Raw genomic sequence first — 18134 nt, forward strand, 5'->3', positions numbered from 1 at the left:
TATTTAACTTTGTTAAGTATTCTACAAAGATATCTTAAGATTTCAAATATAATTCATTAGAAAAATTTCAGCTTATTTAATCGAGTTAACTAAAAAATCCATGCCACCAATAATTGCGGCCACTTGTGCATCCACACAATTTTCAGCACTAACCCTTGGGCTATCTGGATACACCTCTGTTGTCGTACAAAATTTTGCATCAGAAAAAGATGCACAAAGATGAAGCTTCTTTAAAGGATAATTAATCACACCCTCTTGTTCTAGCTTCTCTCCAATAATATTCCCATTTATATCAGCTGGTGCGATATGTGTAACTTTACGAACAGATTCAATAATTGCTTTTTGAAATTCAGGTGTTGGATTCTCACTATCTCCCACCAGATAGAAACCATCTGGAATATCCCAAATATCTTGAGGTATTCCATCTCTTTTTTCGAGGGCCGGCCTAAAGACAGTATTATCAGTATCCGTTGTCTCATGAAGATCGAAATGAGCAAAAATCTCAAGATTTAATTCAGAAATGGCCTTCATGAAAAGGTTGCATTCGGGCGCAGGACCATCATTGAAGAATGAACGATTAGGATCGACGGTCATTGGATTCCAACGATTAATTGTTTCATAACCCCAAGGACTAATACATGGAGCAACAATAATATTAAAATCGTTTGTGTAGTTTAAAGCTTGTGTTTCTAAAAAAGCGAGAGCTCCATGAACACCACTAGTTTCATAACCATGAACACCACCAGTAATTAGAATCGTTTTATTCTCAGGTAAGAAATTCTTGCTTTTTATTAAGAACAGCGGATACCTATTCTCATCGTACGGAAGTGCTCCATACTGAGAGATATCAAAAAGATTTTCTAGATTCTTAATCTTTGTTACGACTTCTTCTCGATACGATCTTTTTATCTCTTGTTCTTCAAACCAAATATTCTTTTGTTCGTCATTCCACATAAGTGCCTCATACTAAACTTCACAAAAAGATTTTGGCACTATTTTTTTACTTCTTCAATATCTTGAATCTCAATTAGAATTTTACCAATTGTCTTTGATTACACGTATCGAGGATTTGTTGTCTGGGCAACTTCGCTTATTTTCATATAACCAATTCCTTGCATACATATCATTTCTATCGGATTTGAAGAAAACTTCCAAGCGCCGAGGAACAAGACTCCGGCGCAAAACGTATTCCAAAGGTATGAACTCGATCTTTTAAACTCTCAAGGCTTCCAGCTCTTTGCTCATCTAGATGCTTGAGATGAATTCTCATTGATTCCACAAAGACTTCATCGTTATCCAAAGCCTCTTCAATGGCGCTTCCAACAAGGGCCAGTTTATTGCGATTCATCCACCAGTCTTTATATGATGGAGGAAGTCTGAAGCCCTTAGCATCTCCAATTCTTTTCCTGTAATCTTCCACATCTGAATAGCTTTCAAAATTATTAAACCACTCTCCTAACCATGCTGTATTGTTTTTTTGACCTTGATAGTAGAAGTCTTTATGATCATCCACGAGAATGATTGAATCAAGATCATCACTAACAAGGGAGATATCTTTCTTCCACTTATGAACAAAGCGAGAATCTTCGGGGACATTTTTTCTATTATCGTAAAGGTGGCGCTTTGAAAGAATGCGATAAGAAATATCATGAAAACTTTTATCACTTCCGTCTGAAAGTTTGAGCGATTTTAACAATTCAAGATTTCGATCCTCGCTCCCACCACTAAAAAAAGAAATTGAAACATCTTCTCGTTTTGATAACTCAGTGATGAGTTCCCGGGCGTATGGAATAATCCTATAGTGAATGCCTTGGATGGTAATAGTTCTTTTCGGATTAAATGTTTCACCCTCTTCTATTTCTGCCACGAGCGTGTGGTCCAGATCAAAGACAATATGCTTCTGCTTTAGCTGAGCTGGGCCCCTAAGAACTTTAGAGCATGAAATGAATATTAGGATGAAAATAAGATATCTCACTGATATCTTATCGACCATTTTAGTCAAATACTTAAAAAATTACTGAAACCTCTTCTAGAAGGGCCGCATGCTTATTTCTAAGCTCAATCGGATCATCAAAACTCATAGACGTTGTCTTTTCAAAGAGAATTAAACTCTCTCCATTTGGCAGCAAGCAGGTGATATGAGCAGAGCATTCATTCTTATGCTCCCCTAGCATTTTCGTCTCTAAACTTAGATTAACTCTAAGCTCTTTAGAGGCTTTTCCTGGATACTTCTTACATAAATCGATAAGGGATTTCTTAAGCTCTGGATTATCCCACTTAAGGGCCTCAATGATTGATGGCTCAGTTGATTTGACTTGATAGAGCTCACCATCAACAACACACTTAATTCCTTTATCAGTCGATGTTTCAAGGTAGCGATAAGCGAAGTTTTCGAGATTATGAATGAAGAGCGCTGAAACACCATCAGACTCAATTAGCCATTCACGATTCTTAGAATTCATTTCTTCTGTTAGCTTTTCTTTATCAATTTTCGTCATATATACATAATACTTGCTAAATCTAAGCAGTAAAGTAATTCTATAATTATAACTAAATAATAACTGGAGAAAGTTTATGAGTAATGCTAACGAACCATCGTTAAAATCGAAAAGAGCTGGAATTGTCTTCGGCTTCGTCATCTCCTTTGTTCTCGGATCAGCATTTGTCTTTTCAGCACTAAAGGCTGGAATTACACCGGGGATCAGTCCCCTCGTCGTTTTGTTTGGCTGGGTCGCAATGGGTACCTTCTTTAAAGACGATATGAAAGGCTTTCTTGCCATGGCCCAAGTAACAGGCTCAGCAGGAGTTGCCGTAACAGCAGGTGTCGCATTTGTTGCTCCAATCGTTCAAATCTTAGCAGCAGAACTTGGAGTAGCTGTTCCACCAGTCGATATTTTATCTCTCATTTTAGCTTCAGCTGCAGGATGTTTCCTAGGTTGGGGATTTGTTGGTCTTGCAACACAGAGATTCTTAACTGATCCAAAACTTCCAGCGCCAGAGGCCGTTGCCTGTGACCGTCTAATTCAGACAGCAGCAGAAAATCCTCAGGCACGACCACCTTTAAAATTTTCACTTATTCCAGGGCTAGCATTTGGATTTGTCATGGCCTTCCTAAGTCAAATTAAAGTTTTAAAGGCAAGTATATATGACCTAAAGTTCACACTAAGTGGCGTTGAAACAAAACTTCCACTTCCAATTAACCCACTATACTTTGGTATTGGAGCACTTCTAACTGTTCCTACTGCAATCCTAATCTTCTTTGGAGGACTTTTAAATGCAGTTGTTAAAGGAATGTCGGCCGCTCAAAATATGCCAGGAACAACTTTTCGTTGGGTTGGTGGAGCAGCTATGGTTGTTGCAGTTGTTTACTCATTAATTGCTTATATTATAGAAGGTAGAAAAACTCGCAATGCTCTAGCTAATAAAGAAGCAGACTTTGATGCTGAACAATTAGAAATTCCAGCAAGCGTAAGAAAGCAACTTCTAGCATCGATTGGGTTTGGTGCATTCTTACTAATTGCGATGATGCTGTATTCTGGAGCGACACTCGTAGGTCTTGTTGCACTTGGAATTGTTGCCCTACTACTCATCTTTTTCCTAAGTGGCCTAGGTGCACTTTTATCACTTCAAGTTGGATCATCTGCTTCACCTGTTAGTGGAACTGTTTTTATGGGAATGCTAGTTCTAAGTTTGGTTGGACTTGCAATTGGTCTTGAAGGTATCCAAGGTGTTTACTTTCTAGTTCCAATTATTGTTGCAGCTTGTGTTGCCATCTGTGCATCTAACGACTCATCTCAAGATTATAAGACAATGCAATTTAATGGCCTTAAGGTTTCAAGCTCTTTCATCGGACAACTTGTTGGTCTTCTTGGTGGTGCAATCTCTGTACCTCTAGCGGTTTACGTTGCTCATGAAACAGGAACACTTGGAAGCGAGGCCCTTCCTGCACCACAGGCGGCTTTCTTTGCAACAGTTCTAAAATCACTATTTATTCAAAGTGATATTCCAATGATGCCAGTACTTGCCGGAGCAGGCCTTGGACTATTAGCTGTGATCATTGAAATCATCGGAAAGCGTAAAGGTATTATTCTAAGCTCACTTGCTTTTGCAGTTGGAATCTATCTTCCTTCATATATCGGTACAGGAATTCTTCTGGGATCGCTTGCAAGACTTTCTGGAACAAAGTCTGTGACAAAGATCACTCACCGAGGAATCTTAACTGCCGCAGGACTTATCACAGGAGACGCTTTATTTGCACTTCTTTTTGGAATTCTTGCCATTGGTGGAATGGAGATCGCTGGAGTTGAAGGCTTTAATTACCAAACAAGCCTAAGCGTCTTATTCTTTGTTGGGCTTCTGCTTACAACAGCGATTAACTACGCTAAGACATCTTCAATCGAAAAGAACTAAGATAAGATCTAATAATTCCGGGAACTTCTAACGAGGTTCCTGGATTCTTCCTTTTCAAACCTTGTTAAAAGTACAATCTCTGACTCAATATATTGAATTTGGTGTATAAAGTAGAAATATTAAGGAGATTTTATGAAATTAATCAGTCTAGCTGTATTACTACAACTTTCTGCGATGGCCTTTCACCACTCTAATGACGGTGCCCTTTACTGCGGGAAACACGAGTCTCACATTAAGATCTATTACAAAGAAAGTTCTAAACTTTACTACTATATCGACAATACTGATTTGAGAAATCTAAAAGAATACAAATGTGTCGAGTTCACGCCAGATCTTCCATTCTACGATGAAGTTCAAAGCGCCTATCTTGAGGCACAAAAAGATGTTGAACAATTTAGCTCAGCATCTACTGCTGTTTATCGACTCGAACACGACAAGCGCTACTATTGTGGAAATCCACAATCAGGTGGACTCTACGTTGCCTACACAAAGAGATATTCTGAGGCACTTTATCTTTATGATATCGAGTCTCAAACTTTTGATACTTACCGTTGTATACACTTATAAAAAATTTAGATGCTTACTTCTTATGATTCTACTTCACCACAAGTAAGCATCTTCTTTCCGTAATATGGATTCTTAACAGAAGATCCTTTTTGAATCCAACGGGCCTTTGCCATTGGGCATTTCACGATCTTCAGGTCGCTATTTTCAAGTGACTTACCATTCTTGATATAAATTTCAGAAAGAAGTTTAAATGAATCTCTTAAAGCACTGACACTTTTTATATTCTTATCACAGTCACCGTATTTATAATCTTTAGCATAGTGGCCAAGTTCTTTCTTACACATCGTTTTCCAAGACTTTAGGCCCTGGTCGAGATTTCCCTCAACTAATGACTTCTGAAGACTTAGGTAATTTTGATATTCTAGCTCATGGCAAAAAACGTTAAAAGATAATATAAAAGCTATAAATAATTTCATAATTTCTCCTATGGGTAGCATGATATTACACATACCCCCCTAGGGTATATCGTAAAAACTATAAAATCAAATTAATACTTATTATCTCTAGAACTAGTAAGCTTCAATTAAGGCACCTCTCTCAAGTAGCTTTTTATGTCGCCGTTTTAGTTTCTGAATTTCATTTAAAAATTGAAGGCGCTCCTTCACTTGATAGAACTCATAAGGAATCTTACCACTTTCAATATAATCAATTATTAAGCTCTCACTTATTGTTTCTAGACTGATAATTGAGTTCATTGATCGAATAGCATCCGTTAACTCTAAGGCAGGCCTTGAAGCTTTTACACGAAGTTGACTAGTAATGACTTCGTGAATGCCACTAGAGAGATCAAGTAAGAGATTTGCCTTCTTATCTTCAAATGTTACTTCATAAAGTTTATCAAGAGCCGTTACGCTCTCGATTAGAACACTAGAGTTATCAATATTATCGATGCTATTTTGAATAAGAGAAAGGAGCTCAGGATCGTTAGTTAATCTCTCATCTAAAATAAGATTTCTTAGTCTTTCTTTGCTTTGAGCAAGCTTATCCTTACTCTTATAATGTAGCGCCGTAATTGAGTCTTCATGATAATAGGCCCTAGAGTCTAGGGTTTCACCTTCGATAGGTTCAGTAAGGGTAATTCGGTAAGTGATATCATGGATTACTTCTTCACTTAACTTATCACCATAGCTAATACTCATATGTCTTAAAGCTTCATGAATAAGAAGCCCTATTTTTGAAAAGTCACCGACACTATTCCAAACAGGAGTAGAAATCCAGGCGCCTTTATCTCCAGAATAAAAAACTGCACCTTGAAAAATCTCTCCCTCATAAAAGCTTCTAACTCGATGTGGAGTAAATCTCCAATCAGCTCCCTTTAGGGCGGACTTAATCCCATGAGTAATCAAAGGACTACCCTCTTGCCACTTCTCGATTCTCTCTTCTAAAAGTGGATATATTTCCATTTCTTTAATACGGTCAAAAGTGAATTTCTCATAACCAAGAACACTGGCATGTTTTTTTAAGACAACTGATGAACCTTGAGAATAATTAAATTCATCAACAAAGTTTTGATCATAAACAGCAATGTCTAATAAGATAGGTGCACCGACTCCTGTTTTAACAATCGTTCCTCCACCAGAACTCTCAAAGCCACCCTCATCTGAATTGTCCTGCACACTCTTTTTTAAAAAAGAATTTAAATCTAGTTGCTGAGGCTTTTCCTTATGAAGATTAAACTTCTTAATATCAAGAAGTGTCTTATACTTTGATAAATCCACTTGAACTTTATGCTTAATATCCAAACTTTCCACACCAAAGGCCTGGTGATTCAAGCATAAGCATAGTCCAATTAGTGAAATAAGTTTTTGAGTCTTCATGCTTTCAATATAGACCAAAAGCAATTTAGCAAAGGGCAAAGTGTTTAATTTATAGGCCCTGTATTTAATAAATACACAACGATGCCGAAGCTAACTAAAAATATGCTAAAGTATTAACTAATACTACGAAGAAGAGAACACAAGCCAATAATAACGAGAACTTATGGATATTTTCAGTTATCAAAATTACAAAGATTTCACTATTGATGCTCTTGAAGAGCTTGGAAAACGGGTGCGCGGAACAAGGTCAAGACTTGCTGAAAAGCTGGCCTGCCAAACGGCATATATCTCACAAGTCCTAAACAAAGATGCTCACTTTAGTCTTGAGCAGGCACTGCTCACAGCAGATTTTCTGTCTCTATCGAATAAGCAGACGGAGTTCTATTTAACGCTAGTTAATTATCAGCGCGCTGGAAATAAGAGATTAAGTGACTATTACAAGCTCAAGATAGATGAGCTTGTCAAAGACTCAAAAGATCTCAGTAAACGCCTAACTGATAAGAAAGAGCTAACAAAAGAGCAGCAATACGAATACTACTCAAGCTGGCATTATCTTGCGATCCACGCATACCTCTCAATCACAAAGCAATATGACAGAGAAGTGATCGCTGCAACTTTTTCAATTTCCACAGAGACTGTGGCAAAGGTTATCGACTTCCTTTTGGATGCGGGGCTTATTACTAATGACGGTGATAAAATAAAGCTTACATCAAAAAGTTTTCACCTTGGAAAGAACTCTCCAATGATTGCAAGACATCACTCAAATTGGCGTCTGCGTGCGATGGAAAGTATGGACCGAGAAACTGAAGATGAGCTTCACTATTCCTCTGTTATCACTCTTTCTAAGGAAGATTTGCCGAAGGTTAATGGCATCATGGTAAAGGCCATTGAAGAGATACGTGAGGTAGTAAAGAAGACAACCCAAGAGGATGTCTTCTGTTACACGATGGATCTCTTTAAAGTTTAGTTAAGGTCTAGCCGCTAGCATCACTTCATGAAGTAGTGCTGAAAAGATCGCTAACTTATTGGCGAATTCATCATCCATTGTTACTTCAAATCTCTCATCAAGTTCGAGGATATTTGAAAGAATAACTTTCGAATCATCTAAATTATTTAAACTCTCTTCAAAGATTAGCTTAATCTGAGAATCGGCCATAAGCTCACTATCTTCACCAATAAACGTCTCAAGTTGAGTAACGATTTTAACAAGTCTTGAGTTTTCAACCTCTGTAGAAGCAAAAGTGTTTAGTGAAAGAATTAAGCTACTAAGTAAAATCATCATTGTCTTTTTCATTTGTTTTCTCCTTTTTTGTTTTGTTGAAGGAGTTATAGACCAACAGATGACGCACTGATAAATTAAATTAATTAAAAAAATCAGCCTTTCTTAAGCTCAGCTATGAAAAACCTTTTAAAACAATATAATTACAGTGACTTATGATAGATCATTTTTAAAACCCTAGCTCACATTTCGTTAGCTGTTGATCCCTATAGTAGCCATCAGACATTAATCTTGCAGCACTCTTACACTCGTATACGGTGTATTCGCCCTCATAAATGTCTTTGCAATTTTCAAGTTGAGTGTACTTGTCCATGCTCTTAGGAATCGATCTAATGAGACTGCTACATTGAGAGAAGTTAGATTGACCCTTAAGCTCTTTAAAACAACTAGCAACCTTATCCATATAGATAATATCAAAAAGCGTTGCATGAGATAGACACTCTTGAAGCGTGTAGCTACCCTTAAATTTATCAAAACATTTTTGCTTGTCAGGATTAGGGCCCATTTTTGATGCTTCAGAACAGTCTTTGAATGTTTCTACATAAGCAGGAAAAGTGAGTTTACTAAAGGTATAGTCAATATTTTCATCTTCTTTATCACTTACTTTATTAACAAGAGTGAATAGGTAGAGCTCTTCTTTTAGCTTTTTGAGTTTATGTCTTACGTTTTTAAAACTTACTTCTTTAATTTCATCTAAATCTAGATTTCCAGAATCATCTGTTGTTGCATAGTGAAACAACGTAGCAAACCTTTCATCAAGTGTGATGATTTTTGGCTCACCGGCTTCATCAATTCTTACAATTGCAAACTGAATTTTAAACTGTGTTTTTGGTAAGTACTCTACCCTTCCATTGATTTTTATATTTATGTCACTACCATCAAAATCAATATCTGACTTCACTGATACTTTAGGAGATATAGTTGCTGGAACTTTCGGCTTAATAAGCTTCAATTTTTTCTTTAGCTCGACGGCCATAATTTCAGGGGCCCCATAGAGTTTATTAATATACTCAAAGGTAATTGTTCCATACCCATTACTTCCCCAGCTTTTTCCATAGCTATTTTTGAACTTAAAAGTTTTATCTTTTAGGTTATAACCTGTAATGACGATGGAGTGAGCAAAACACTGATTAGAAATATTGCATTCATCTCTTAGTCTTGTATTATATTTGATCTCTCCATTTTTCGAACTAAGCATGATGTCATCATTAATTACGATATTAACAGATACTGGCCGTTTATTTTTAGCGAGGTATGAAATAATTAGATCAGATCTTTGATTTTCATAATCGTCTATATCAGTGATTTCTAAATTATTACCTAATGAGATAATTCTATTTTTATCGGCAACGCTATTATGGTGGTAGCATTCATAACCAGATGATCTAACAGAGGCGTCTTCTGAGCATGGCATGCCTGGGGAGAACCAGCTTTGTTGATAAGGTAGATCCTGCTCAAAAGTGATCCCATACTTTTTTGCTGCATAAAGATTCCTAATGACACTCGAGCCCTCTTCTAATTCTCCATAACGAGCATAGTTCTTGGTAGCATAAATCAAAAATTGTTCAGAGATATTTATCTCAATATTTTGCTGTTTAATTATTTCACTTTCTAATAAAGAGGAAGCACTAAAGAATGTACACGCCCCTCGATTTCCTTGATTTTTAACTGAAGACTGAATGCTACTTAAATCCAGTGATGCCGGAATTACAGACTCACTCGCTATTGCGAAATTGCAAACAGATAACTGCAAGGCCAAAATTGTGAATAAAAATAATGAGTACTTCATAATTCCAAACTTTTAAAAGAGTTGTATCAGTAATTAGATACAGCAAGACAGAAGCCAGTTTTTGCAAAGAAGTGGGCTTTTGAGGTGTGGATAATCAGCTAGTTATGGGTTGAGAACGAAGTAAAGTGTTGAATAAATTGTAAATGTACAAAAATTGGCCAGCATTAAGCTTTTACGCGGTAGATGCCGGCCTTTCTCTCCATTAGCTTCTCTGCAATAAACTCACGTCTAATGGTACAAAAGTCTTCGTTATACTTTTCAATCCTTTCGTTAACTTCAGCTTCTGTGTAATCACGGCCCTTTTTAAATTCTTGTAAGAGATGCTTTAAAATAACGAGTCGTTTTTTACGTTGTACAGGGATCGACTTAAGCACACCATTTTTAAAAAATGACTTGATGATCTTCTGTTCATATTGAACTTCATTTTCATCTTCGTTTGAAATTGAAACCTCTAAAATTGAACTTAGGATATTCTTATCAAGCATCTTCTTTTGTAGTGAAAAGACTTTGTAGTACTGCTCCTTACGCGACTTAATAAGTCCTACAGCTTCAAGCTTTTTCAAGTGATGCGTAATCGTTCCAGGAGACAGAGAAAGTCTTTCTGCAAGAACTTCTGCATAGAGATCTTTCTCTGCCAGGCTTCTGATAATACTTAATCTCGCCTCATCACCTAAAACTTTAAATACGTTCGCAAGACTCATCTCTTAACCTTCGCCAAGGGATGTGCGCATTTCTTGCACAGATGGAAGAGATACGATCCACTCAAATGTACTAAGCTTAACCATCGCCTTATCTGCATCTTCATCACGTCCAAATCTGATGTCTTCGCTATAGCTCTGTGACCAATCACGGTACATAAGTTTTGTCGTCTTGATGAAATTAGCAGTCGTAGCATTTCCGTAAAGCTCTTCCATAATTTCAAAAACATTCTCTCTAATCTTTCTTTCAACGTTGATATCGATTTTTCCTCTTGAAAGGTTCGATGCCTGCTTTGAAAGTTCTTTCAATTCATCCAAAAAATTCATTTTTACCTCCTAAATCTGTTTTGATACTTGTCAAAATAGACTCAAGAAACAGAAAGGTCAATATTTATTTTGACATTTATCAAATTAGATTTAAAACCAGTATATTAAAACATATGCTATTATACCTAAATGAAACTAACTTTCTTCTCAGACACTCATAATCGCCACGGCGAAGTTCCCTTCGAATCAGGGGATATCCTCTTTCACACAGGAGACTTCACACGCCGTGGCTCGTTGGAAGATACGAGAGCATTTGCAGAATTTGTAGCTGGCCTTGATTTCAAACACAAGATCGTCATCGCTGGCAACCACGACTTCTGCTTTGATGATGAAAGAAAGGAAGAGGCCGAAGCAATCTTAAAAGACAACGGTATCATCTACTTAAATGATTCAGGAATTGAAATTGAAGGGTTTAAAATCTGGGGCTCACCGATTCAACCGTGGTTTCATGACTGGGCATTTAACAGACACCGAGGCCCTGAGATTCAAAAACATTGGGACTTAATCCCAAATGATACTGACATCCTCCTCACCCACAGGCCACCTCGCGCCGTGATGGACTTATGTGCAAATGGCGAACGTGTCGGATGCACCGACCTGCTAAAAACTATTCAACGAGTACAGCCTCGCGTGCATGCCTTTGGCCATATCCACGAAGGCTACGGCACTGATATTTTTGGTGGAATCATATTCGTTAACTCTTGTAGCTTGGATGAGAATTACAAGTATAAGAATGCACCGATTACGTTGGAGTTAAGCTAACAAGAGATGCTAAAGAATTTCTTTTACGCGTCCAACCTCTCCGCTTTCAAGACGAACCTTTATTCCATGCGGATGATAATCTGACTTCGTTAGAATATCTTTTACGATACCTTCAGTAAGGTTTCCTGTTCGTTGATCTTTTTTAAGTACGATGCGTACTTTCTCTCCGATTTCAATATGGTCTCTTACGTTGCCTTCCACTTTATTCCTTTTATAGTCTTACCTTAGCTTCCTTAAAAGTGATTTTAACAGGTTGTACACATAAAAACCTTAATTTATTGGAAAAGTTATTAAGTGTTAGCTTTCTAACGGCCTATAAAAATTCTTCAAAATGAATGAAACTAATCATAAAAGTAGGGATAATCAATACAAATATTTTTCATTAAACATTACATAGATGATAGGAGAATATAATGAGAATGTTATTAGTTACACTTCTTGTCCTTGGAAACTTTTTAAGCTTTGCTGGTGAGTTTACTCCAATGTCTACGTATGACGTATGTGACTCTCAAGATAGCTCTTGGACTAGTCAATCTAGTGACGGTTATGAAAAGTGCATGGAGATCGTAGATGTTGGATTCTTTGATCGAAATGCTGTGGCAGTATGTTATGCCATTTCTGAAAGTTGGAGCTCTCAAATTGGCGAAGCTAATGATTGCCTTTCATTTATAAAAAATAAAGAATTTGAAAATTCAAGACAGCTTGAATCTTGTTACAAGAAGGTCAGCTGGTCATCTAGAGCAGGTAGTGCCTTAAAATGCTTAAAAGAAAGTAAATATATAAACCTGTAAGCTTGAAGGTTTCTAAAATGTAAAAGGTTCCTGGAACCTTTTCGGGATGCGTCCCAGCATCCTAGTTCTCCGACGCAATCTCGCGATTCGACTTACACCAATCCACCTTCTTCTTAGTGCCGCCGTCATACGCATAGGCAAGGCCATTTTTAAGAAGATAGTATGACAGGGACTGGCCATCGATTTTCACATCGGCTACCACGCGAAAGTACTTACCTCTTTGCACATTCTCTAGATCAATGCGCTTGGCGTGCTTTAAAAGATTCGTCACAATCTTCTTCGCATCTCGCCCCTTACTCTTCTCGCACGCATTCTTCGTTCGAATCTCCGGCGTATCCACCCCACTCACTCGTACATTGATTCGACTTCCAATTAGCGGATGCACATTTGGAATATCAAATGTCACCGTGTCCGCGTCGTAGTTCTTCACATACTTTACGCAGCGAAAATTCTTAGCGTCGTGGGTGCAGTCTGATGTTGCGTATGTTGTTAGTTGGAAAAGTGTGATTAGGAGTGTGAGGGTTATGTATTTCATACATAGCGTATCGGTTTATTTCAACTAATAGATTAATTTACAATATAAGAGTTCCCGTCAGTATCTTTTTGTAGAATGATCTGGCTTGGATAGCCTGCAGGATAACGTTTTGTTTGTTCTGTAGAGGTTACTTTGACATAAATTGCAAAAACTACAACGGCTATAACAAAAAGCCATTCTTTCTTTGAGCGTTTTTCACAACTTTTGAATTTAGATATATTCTTTAAACTCATTCAAATATTTTAACACAAGTTCAAATATCAATAATCTTAATAGGTTACATCGTGTATTTATAAATCTCTAGTGAACTTACATTTTGGATAGTTATGACAACCCAAAAATCCTTTCCCCGCATGCCTCCCCTTACGAGCTACTTTTTTTAAAAGTTTTCCACCACAACGCGGACAAGCAATCAATGAATTATGTCGTTGATCTAATGATTCGAGGTGATCAGCTAATTTTAATTTTGATGTATTCATAAGATAGACGATATTCTCATTAAGAGCGCTCACCTCTTCATCATTAAAAATTTCACGCTCAATTCGCTTTATATAATAACCAAGCCCGGTATCGATAACATTCTCAGGTAGAACTGTTTTAAATTTAAAATTGCCATTAAAATAAATGATTGAAAAATTTGTTCATCATTTTAACCCAGAAACTCAGATAGTACCAACTTTTGTCGGAAGACTTGTCTTAGAGGATTCTGAAACGAATATTTTTAGCCGTAAAGAACCTGAGTCCATTTACTCTGACTTTCATCGCCAAATATTCACCCTTTAAGGCTTTTCGTTTCAATAATGAATAAACCGTACTTTGAAACGATAACATGATCCAGTTGGGCCGTGCCATTTGATGCAGGTATAATTAAATCATGGTAATAACTACATACTTCTTTTTCTAACTCGACTTTTAGAATAAGTGCGGTTTTCCTCTCTCCCTTCAAATTAATACGAGAAAAGGCAATTAAATAGAGGATGAATATAAAAGTTAGAATTAAAATATAAATCAAAACAGATTAATGTCTATCGCAAAAAGTAAAACCAAAGTGCCGCTTTAACGATCTTACCTGGTCCATCAATAGCTTTATCGACATCATCCATATCAGCAATGCGCCTTGACCCCGTCCCTTCTCGTAGGTTATCGTCTTTACATTGAATAGGGTTCTTGAGCCGGTTCCTTCTCTAACCTTATCGCCACTGATAATTAAGACAGTACGCGAACCTGTCCCCACACGAATTTTATCGCCGCTCACATTAGCAATCGTACGACTTCCATTCTTCAGTTTCACTCCATCAAACTTTAACTTTCTCATTACGCACACCTTAGTTTATTTGTTAGCTTAAATTCATCAAGAACCTGTGGACTTTCGGCTAAAAGAATAAAGTTTGGTTTAAACCTATTTTTAGGATAGTTGTCTATCGCATTCTTTAACTCCGTCTCAGATGGGGAAAGAATTACACCAGACCTTTCCCCCATAAAACTAGCAAAGTAGAGACCAATTACACCTACTCCCTGTTTAGAGAAGTTCTCCTGATATGAGTAGTAATTCGAAGGACAATCTGCAATTTGATAATTCCCATCCTGAAAAGGTACTACATATAACTCCTTATCTTCTGTTTTTAGAAGACGTTTATATACATTCAAAATATCATCTTGTAATACAACCTGACTAAACACATTCGAGAAAAGTGATTCCTTACTTACAATCTCAACCTCTGGATAATCTTCAAATAAACCTGTATTTGATTTACTAAAAATCTCACAAACAATTCTCGTATCGGCTCCATGTTTTTTTAACATATGAAGGATTGTTTTCATTGTAAAAAGGATTTTAGCATCTTTTATATTCCCAGAGTAAAAAGAGCTTTCATTTCCTTCTTTAACTTCTTCATCATAGACTATCACTATTTTTGAAGCATGCCAGATATTGATTTTTTCTAGTTCATCTTTACAGGAGTAATCAGTTTTTACATATTCAAATAGGGAGTGGTTAAAAACCACTTCTCCACATGATGAGTTTTCAAAGGCATCTCTCACCTTTAACTTGTCCATTCCTGCAACAACCACAACCCTTCGTCCTAAAGTTTTAACAACATGTTCGCAGAGGCTAGGAATAAGATTATTCCATCCAACAATAACAAAATCATCTTTCTTAATTGTCGTCATTCCGACTCCCTTATCCATAATATCAAAAATTCCGTCATACATATTTGAAAAGACCCCAATAATAGAGGCGTAAACAAAAAGGCCAAAACTTGATCCAATAAATGCAATAACCTTTAAACTATTACTTGGAGCATTTGTGTAGGATTCACCATAAGGACTAATAAAAATATTCAGTCCCCAGTTTATTGAATTACTTAAAGCGATATTCGATTTACCTAGGTAGACTAAATATTCGTAATGAACAAAAGAAAAAACTGCACCAAAAACAACGAGGACAGAAAGGTTAATACCTAGGACGAGACCTTGGCCATAAAGGCGATATCTAAAAAAATTAAGAATATAATCAAAAAGTAACTTATTCTTTGAGAAAACACGGGATAAACGTAAAAGCTTCAACGCACGTAATGCTCTAAGTGCTTTTAGATCAATCAAATGACTTCCAAATATATGACTAACAATATCAGGAACTAGAGCGACCAAATCAACAAGTGTAAAGGAGAGACTGAAAAGTCCAGAGAACTTAACTTTCGAGTTCTTTAACTTTTCTCCAACATACACTACAATTTTCATAAATAGATCAAAGCAAAAAAGTGAGAATACAGCAGAATCAACCCAATGAGGCACAAAGGTCTTTCCTAATGAAAATTCAAAAACACTCTCTATTCCGGAAATCAAGGCCAAGGCGGACAGTGCAATTGTATATATAGTGTTATTTTCTAAAAAATCATAAACTTGTTCACTTCTCATAGTAATTCTTATCGACAAAAATGAACATAGGAATAGAAGAAAATTACATACAATAAAAACGTGAAGATACAGCTCATTAATATAGAAATTCTTAACAAGTCTTCAGCGTCAACGAGCATAAAAAAAGTACTATATGTGAATCCATTCAAAGCTAATTATTAAATATTGCTAACTTAAACTGCTCGACCAGAGACTCATCCTTCACACGCCGGGCAGCCCTTGATGTTGAATTCCCAATAATTACTTTAATCTCTCTAGCTTCTACTGTGATCTTAAAACTATCTTTCGCTTTTGGGTTCTTGAATCTTTCAATATGAATTTCATTCTGAGAGAGATACCTTAAAAAATCGTCATATGTATTTGTACTAGAAGAGAAGCCTGTAAGTAGAATATTCTTAAGATTTGAACTTCTCTTTATAATCCCGAGTATATCTCTATACTCTTTTATTTTAATCTTCTTATCTTCTGCACTTCCATCAATACGCTCAATCACTTGCCCCAGATTTTCAACACCAACCTTGAGTTCTTCCATAAGTCCTATTCTTTCAGCAACTGCACTTTCTTCATCAAAGAACTTTAGTTCGTGACCAGCTACAGCTGCTAATGTCTCCCAAAATCTATTACTCTTATTTGGATAATAGAAAGAATAATTCCTTCGCTTTACACTTGGGGGATAAGTCCCTAATATTAAGCATCTCATTCCTTCAACATGATGATACCAATTTGGATGTTCTTCAATTTCAACAATCATCACTCCCTCCTTTTCTATGCCCCAAAACAACTTAGTAACTTATATATCTGGTACTTCTTCATACTTACATCTAAGTCAATAAAACCTTTCAACTAAATATAGCAAGGGAAATAATATGCACAACTGGACCAGATACTTCTAAACTCATTTCAGGGTAACCTACTTTAAATTACAACTTTAAACATCTCGACTTGCTTTAATCTTCTTCGTCATCGTCACTTTTAGGCACTTTAATACTTAGATCCGGCATCTTGATTTCAGGTATCTTAATCTCTGGCATTTCAGGCATTTTAATCTTGGGCATCACCGGCATCTTGATCTCGTGCATTTCAGGCATTTTAAGTTCGGGTAATGACGAACTTAAAACCACACTTAAATTACGAATTGCAGCTAATGACCTTTCGCTCTGAAGTCGAAGATACTCTATTCGATGATCTTGGCAAAAAACATCCTTATCATCAGTTGTCCAAACCTTATATTCACAACCTTCGACAGTGCATTTCTTGAGCAAAACAACAGTATCACACCATAGGCATTTACGTTTAGACGAAGAGATGGATTCAGAGAAATCATAATAGCAGTGAGGACAACGATAAAAATTTTTCCCAGTTTTAGTTTTTTTCTTTTTTAACGCAGTTACTTCTTTCATCCTATTAGAAAAGTGCTTATCTAAAATATCATATATTGAATTTAGGTTACCAAATGAGGTGACAGTTTTCAGATCCTTGAATAAATTAGCACTTCTAAATTCTCGTGTATAAACTTTCTTATATACCCTCATCGCTTCTACAAGTTCTTCTAGGAAATTATCGTAGTTTACAATGTGTGCATTATCACGATGCTCAAATAGGTTTCTTTTATTTATTATAGAAAGGATTAGACTTGTTTCTCTTTCATCAAGAGGGTTCTTTAGTAACTTAAGAGCTCTTGCAAATGCCACACGCCCAACGCAATAAGAAGCTTTATCTTCAGAACTATCTGCCAAAAATTTATATGAAGCTGTAACTTGATATGCCTGGTTATCAAACAAGTCTAACTTCGTTAGTAATAGATATGGACTAACTCGTTTTAAGATTGCTTTAGAAAGCATCTCAAAAGCGTGAGCAAGCGAAGTACAAGATGATACTAAGTTAAAGCCATCTATATCTTCATCTCCACCTTTTAAGATATCCGAAATATCCTCTAAGTAAAACACACTCATTGCAAAAGATCTCATGGATCTTTCTTTAAATTCTGGCCGAAACTTTGCTCTTTTTCTTCTACTAATTTTTTTAGCTTCATCTGATTGTTTTTTTGATGCTGCCTTCTTCCCCACTTTTTTAGTGGTTTTTTTCGCTACCTTCTTAGTAGTTTTTTTAGACATACAATTATCTCAATTCAAAAATCAATAATATCTATCTATCGACTGTTTAAAGTTTAAGTTAAATGAAAGATCTCGTTCCACGTGCTTTTTCGTTGACACCGCGTAGACCTATTGTAATTTTTCTTAGTT

Annotated in this window: 23 protein-coding genes; 5 read left to right on the top strand and 18 right to left on the bottom strand. The window is 36.4% G+C overall.

Translation table 11 applies throughout. The features are described 5' to 3' along the window. Positions 1-72 precede the first annotated feature (72 nt). The 3 genes from ACMAYS_RS11155 to ACMAYS_RS11165 form a co-directional block, all read right to left on the bottom strand. On the bottom strand, positions 73-954 hold the full coding sequence (locus ACMAYS_RS11155; protein WP_392992963.1) for a M14 family metallocarboxypeptidase: 882 nt from the start codon (positions 952-954) through the stop codon (positions 73-75). A gap of 175 nt (positions 955-1129) precedes the next feature. Further along, complete coding sequence (locus ACMAYS_RS11160) at positions 1130-1975, bottom strand: NIF family HAD-type phosphatase (RefSeq protein WP_412463302.1); 846 nt, start codon at positions 1973-1975, stop codon at positions 1130-1132. Positions 1976-2006: 31 nt separating this feature from the next. Next, the gene (locus ACMAYS_RS11165) at positions 2007-2498 is read right to left on the bottom strand and encodes a hypothetical protein (protein WP_412463303.1); all 492 of its coding nucleotides are present in this window, start codon (positions 2496-2498) and stop codon (positions 2007-2009) included. Positions 2499-2574: 76 nt separating this feature from the next. Between ACMAYS_RS11165 and ACMAYS_RS11170 the strand changes: the two genes are divergently transcribed. Both ACMAYS_RS11170 and ACMAYS_RS11175 read left to right on the top strand, forming a co-directional pair. Next, positions 2575-4410, top strand: coding sequence for a hypothetical protein (locus ACMAYS_RS11170; RefSeq protein WP_412463304.1), 1836 nt, complete (start codon positions 2575-2577; stop codon positions 4408-4410). Between the two features lie 132 nt (positions 4411-4542). Beyond that, positions 4543-4977 carry a hypothetical protein gene (locus tag ACMAYS_RS11175; RefSeq protein WP_412463305.1) on the top strand — a complete coding sequence of 145 codons (435 nt, stop codon included), beginning with the start codon at positions 4543-4545 and terminating at the stop codon, positions 4975-4977. Between the two features lie 20 nt (positions 4978-4997). Here ACMAYS_RS11175 and ACMAYS_RS11180 read toward each other — a convergent pair whose 3' ends face one another. Both ACMAYS_RS11180 and ACMAYS_RS11185 read right to left on the bottom strand, forming a co-directional pair. Continuing rightward, positions 4998-5393: a DUF3347 domain-containing protein gene (locus ACMAYS_RS11180; RefSeq protein WP_158246897.1), complete on the bottom strand. Its 396-nt coding sequence runs from the start codon at positions 5391-5393 to the stop codon at positions 4998-5000. 93 nt (positions 5394-5486) lie between these two features. Then, positions 5487-6794 (bottom strand): hypothetical protein, encoded by a 1308-nt coding sequence (locus ACMAYS_RS11185; protein WP_412463306.1) that lies wholly within the window; start codon positions 6792-6794, stop codon positions 5487-5489. A gap of 163 nt (positions 6795-6957) precedes the next feature. On the opposite strand from ACMAYS_RS11185, the gene ACMAYS_RS11190 reads away from it, so the two are divergent. Beyond that, a complete protein-coding gene (locus ACMAYS_RS11190) occupies positions 6958-7761 on the top strand; it encodes a TIGR02147 family protein (RefSeq protein WP_412463307.1) in 804 nt (267 codons plus the stop codon). On the opposite strand, the gene ACMAYS_RS11195 is transcribed toward ACMAYS_RS11190, so the two are convergent. The 4 genes from ACMAYS_RS11195 to ACMAYS_RS11210 form a co-directional block, all read right to left on the bottom strand. Further along, positions 7762-8088 carry a hypothetical protein gene (locus ACMAYS_RS11195; protein ID WP_412463308.1) on the bottom strand — a complete coding sequence of 109 codons (327 nt, stop codon included), beginning with the start codon at positions 8086-8088 and terminating at the stop codon, positions 7762-7764. A 154-nt stretch (positions 8089-8242) separates the two neighbouring features. Then, positions 8243-9862: a C1 family peptidase gene (locus ACMAYS_RS11200; protein ID WP_412463309.1), complete on the bottom strand. Its 1620-nt coding sequence runs from the start codon at positions 9860-9862 to the stop codon at positions 8243-8245. A 164-nt stretch (positions 9863-10026) separates the two neighbouring features. After that, positions 10027-10563, bottom strand: coding sequence for a metalloregulator ArsR/SmtB family transcription factor (locus ACMAYS_RS11205; RefSeq protein WP_103218350.1), 537 nt, complete (start codon positions 10561-10563; stop codon positions 10027-10029). 3 nt (positions 10564-10566) lie between these two features. Further along, positions 10567-10887 (bottom strand): hypothetical protein, encoded by a 321-nt coding sequence (locus tag ACMAYS_RS11210; RefSeq protein ID WP_393091539.1) that lies wholly within the window; start codon positions 10885-10887, stop codon positions 10567-10569. Positions 10888-11016: 129 nt separating this feature from the next. Here ACMAYS_RS11210 and ACMAYS_RS11215 point away from each other — a divergent pair, with 129 nt between their 5' ends. Further along, positions 11017-11649: a metallophosphoesterase family protein gene (locus ACMAYS_RS11215; RefSeq protein WP_412463310.1), complete on the top strand. Its 633-nt coding sequence runs from the start codon at positions 11017-11019 to the stop codon at positions 11647-11649. Positions 11650-11658: 9 nt separating this feature from the next. Here the strand turns inward: ACMAYS_RS11215 and ACMAYS_RS11220 are convergent, their stop codons facing one another. Then, positions 11659-11850 (bottom strand): YwbE family protein, encoded by a 192-nt coding sequence (locus tag ACMAYS_RS11220; RefSeq protein ID WP_392992980.1) that lies wholly within the window; start codon positions 11848-11850, stop codon positions 11659-11661. 212 nt (positions 11851-12062) lie between these two features. Here ACMAYS_RS11220 and ACMAYS_RS11225 point away from each other — a divergent pair, with 212 nt between their 5' ends. Continuing rightward, positions 12063-12440, top strand: a complete 378-nt coding sequence (locus tag ACMAYS_RS11225; protein WP_392992983.1) for a hypothetical protein — start codon at positions 12063-12065, stop codon at positions 12438-12440. A gap of 61 nt (positions 12441-12501) precedes the next feature. Here ACMAYS_RS11225 and ACMAYS_RS11230 read toward each other — a convergent pair whose 3' ends face one another. The 8 genes from ACMAYS_RS11230 to ACMAYS_RS11265 all read right to left on the bottom strand — a co-directional run bounded on the left by ACMAYS_RS11230 (position 12502) and on the right by ACMAYS_RS11265 (position 18005). Next, positions 12502-12825: a thermonuclease family protein gene (locus ACMAYS_RS11230; RefSeq protein ID WP_412463311.1), complete on the bottom strand. Its 324-nt coding sequence runs from the start codon at positions 12823-12825 to the stop codon at positions 12502-12504. Between the two features lie 182 nt (positions 12826-13007). Beyond that, positions 13008-13208, bottom strand: coding sequence for a hypothetical protein (locus ACMAYS_RS11235; protein ID WP_412463312.1), 201 nt, complete (start codon positions 13206-13208; stop codon positions 13008-13010). Positions 13209-13265: 57 nt separating this feature from the next. Beyond that, on the bottom strand, positions 13266-13487 hold the full coding sequence (locus ACMAYS_RS11240) for a topoisomerase DNA-binding C4 zinc finger domain-containing protein (RefSeq protein ID WP_412463313.1): 222 nt from the start codon (positions 13485-13487) through the stop codon (positions 13266-13268). A gap of 260 nt (positions 13488-13747) precedes the next feature. Beyond that, positions 13748-13987 (bottom strand): nuclease-related domain-containing protein, encoded by a 240-nt coding sequence (locus ACMAYS_RS11245; protein WP_412463314.1) that lies wholly within the window; start codon positions 13985-13987, stop codon positions 13748-13750. A 6-nt stretch (positions 13988-13993) separates the two neighbouring features. Continuing rightward, positions 13994-14290 (bottom strand): hypothetical protein, encoded by a 297-nt coding sequence (locus ACMAYS_RS11250; RefSeq protein WP_412463315.1) that lies wholly within the window; start codon positions 14288-14290, stop codon positions 13994-13996. After that, positions 14290-15714, bottom strand: coding sequence for a hypothetical protein (locus ACMAYS_RS11255; protein ID WP_412463316.1), 1425 nt, complete (start codon positions 15712-15714; stop codon positions 14290-14292). The genes ACMAYS_RS11250 and ACMAYS_RS11255 overlap by 1 nt, the downstream gene beginning before the upstream one ends. A 328-nt stretch (positions 15715-16042) precedes the next feature. Beyond that, a complete protein-coding gene (locus ACMAYS_RS11260; RefSeq protein WP_412463317.1) occupies positions 16043-16642 on the bottom strand; it encodes a hypothetical protein in 600 nt (199 codons plus the stop codon). 196 nt (positions 16643-16838) lie between these two features. After that, the gene (locus tag ACMAYS_RS11265) at positions 16839-18005 is read right to left on the bottom strand and encodes a hypothetical protein (RefSeq protein ID WP_412463318.1); all 1167 of its coding nucleotides are present in this window, start codon (positions 18003-18005) and stop codon (positions 16839-16841) included. Positions 18006-18134 lie beyond the last annotated feature (129 nt).

It is taken from the genome of Halobacteriovorax sp. RT-2-6 (genome assembly GCF_047085025.1).
In the GTDB taxonomy this organism is placed as follows: Bacteria; Bdellovibrionota; Bacteriovoracia; order Bacteriovoracales; family Bacteriovoracaceae; genus Halobacteriovorax_A.

What these genes read in the sequence shown, in the direction of transcription:
- ACMAYS_RS11155 (WP_392992963.1), bottom strand. Translation starts at nt 954, where the DNA reads ATGTGGAATGACGAACAAAAGAATATTTGGTTTGAAGAACAAGAGATA.
- ACMAYS_RS11165 (WP_412463303.1), bottom strand. Translation starts at nt 2,498, where the DNA reads ATGACGAAAATTGATAAAGAAAAGCTAACAGAAGAAATGAATTCTAAG.
- ACMAYS_RS11170 (WP_412463304.1), top strand. Translation starts at nt 2,575, where the DNA reads ATGAGTAATGCTAACGAACCATCGTTAAAATCGAAAAGAGCTGGAATT.
- ACMAYS_RS11175 (WP_412463305.1), top strand. Translation starts at nt 4,543, where the DNA reads ATGAAATTAATCAGTCTAGCTGTATTACTACAACTTTCTGCGATGGCC.
- ACMAYS_RS11180 (WP_158246897.1), bottom strand. Translation starts at nt 5,393, where the DNA reads ATGAAATTATTTATAGCTTTTATATTATCTTTTAACGTTTTTTGCCAT.
- ACMAYS_RS11185 (WP_412463306.1), bottom strand. Translation starts at nt 6,794, where the DNA reads ATGAAGACTCAAAAACTTATTTCACTAATTGGACTATGCTTATGCTTG.
- ACMAYS_RS11190 (WP_412463307.1), top strand. Translation starts at nt 6,958, where the DNA reads ATGGATATTTTCAGTTATCAAAATTACAAAGATTTCACTATTGATGCT.
- ACMAYS_RS11195 (WP_412463308.1), bottom strand. Translation starts at nt 8,088, where the DNA reads ATGAAAAAGACAATGATGATTTTACTTAGTAGCTTAATTCTTTCACTA.
- ACMAYS_RS11200 (WP_412463309.1), bottom strand. Translation starts at nt 9,862, where the DNA reads ATGAAGTACTCATTATTTTTATTCACAATTTTGGCCTTGCAGTTATCT.
- ACMAYS_RS11205 (WP_103218350.1), bottom strand. Translation starts at nt 10,563, where the DNA reads ATGAGTCTTGCGAACGTATTTAAAGTTTTAGGTGATGAGGCGAGATTA.
- ACMAYS_RS11210 (WP_393091539.1), bottom strand. Translation starts at nt 10,887, where the DNA reads ATGAATTTTTTGGATGAATTGAAAGAACTTTCAAAGCAGGCATCGAAC.
- ACMAYS_RS11215 (WP_412463310.1), top strand. Translation starts at nt 11,017, where the DNA reads ATGAAACTAACTTTCTTCTCAGACACTCATAATCGCCACGGCGAAGTT.
- ACMAYS_RS11225 (WP_392992983.1), top strand. Translation starts at nt 12,063, where the DNA reads ATGAGAATGTTATTAGTTACACTTCTTGTCCTTGGAAACTTTTTAAGC.
- ACMAYS_RS11235 (WP_412463312.1), bottom strand. Translation starts at nt 13,208, where the DNA reads ATGAGTTTAAAGAATATATCTAAATTCAAAAGTTGTGAAAAACGCTCA.
- ACMAYS_RS11250 (WP_412463315.1), bottom strand. Translation starts at nt 14,290, where the DNA reads ATGAGAAAGTTAAAGTTTGATGGAGTGAAACTGAAGAATGGAAGTCGT.
- ACMAYS_RS11255 (WP_412463316.1), bottom strand. Translation starts at nt 15,714, where the DNA reads ATGAAAATTGTAGTGTATGTTGGAGAAAAGTTAAAGAACTCGAAAGTT.
- ACMAYS_RS11260 (WP_412463317.1), bottom strand. Translation starts at nt 16,642, where the DNA reads ATGATTGTTGAAATTGAAGAACATCCAAATTGGTATCATCATGTTGAA.
- ACMAYS_RS11265 (WP_412463318.1), bottom strand. Translation starts at nt 18,005, where the DNA reads ATGTCTAAAAAAACTACTAAGAAGGTAGCGAAAAAAACCACTAAAAAA.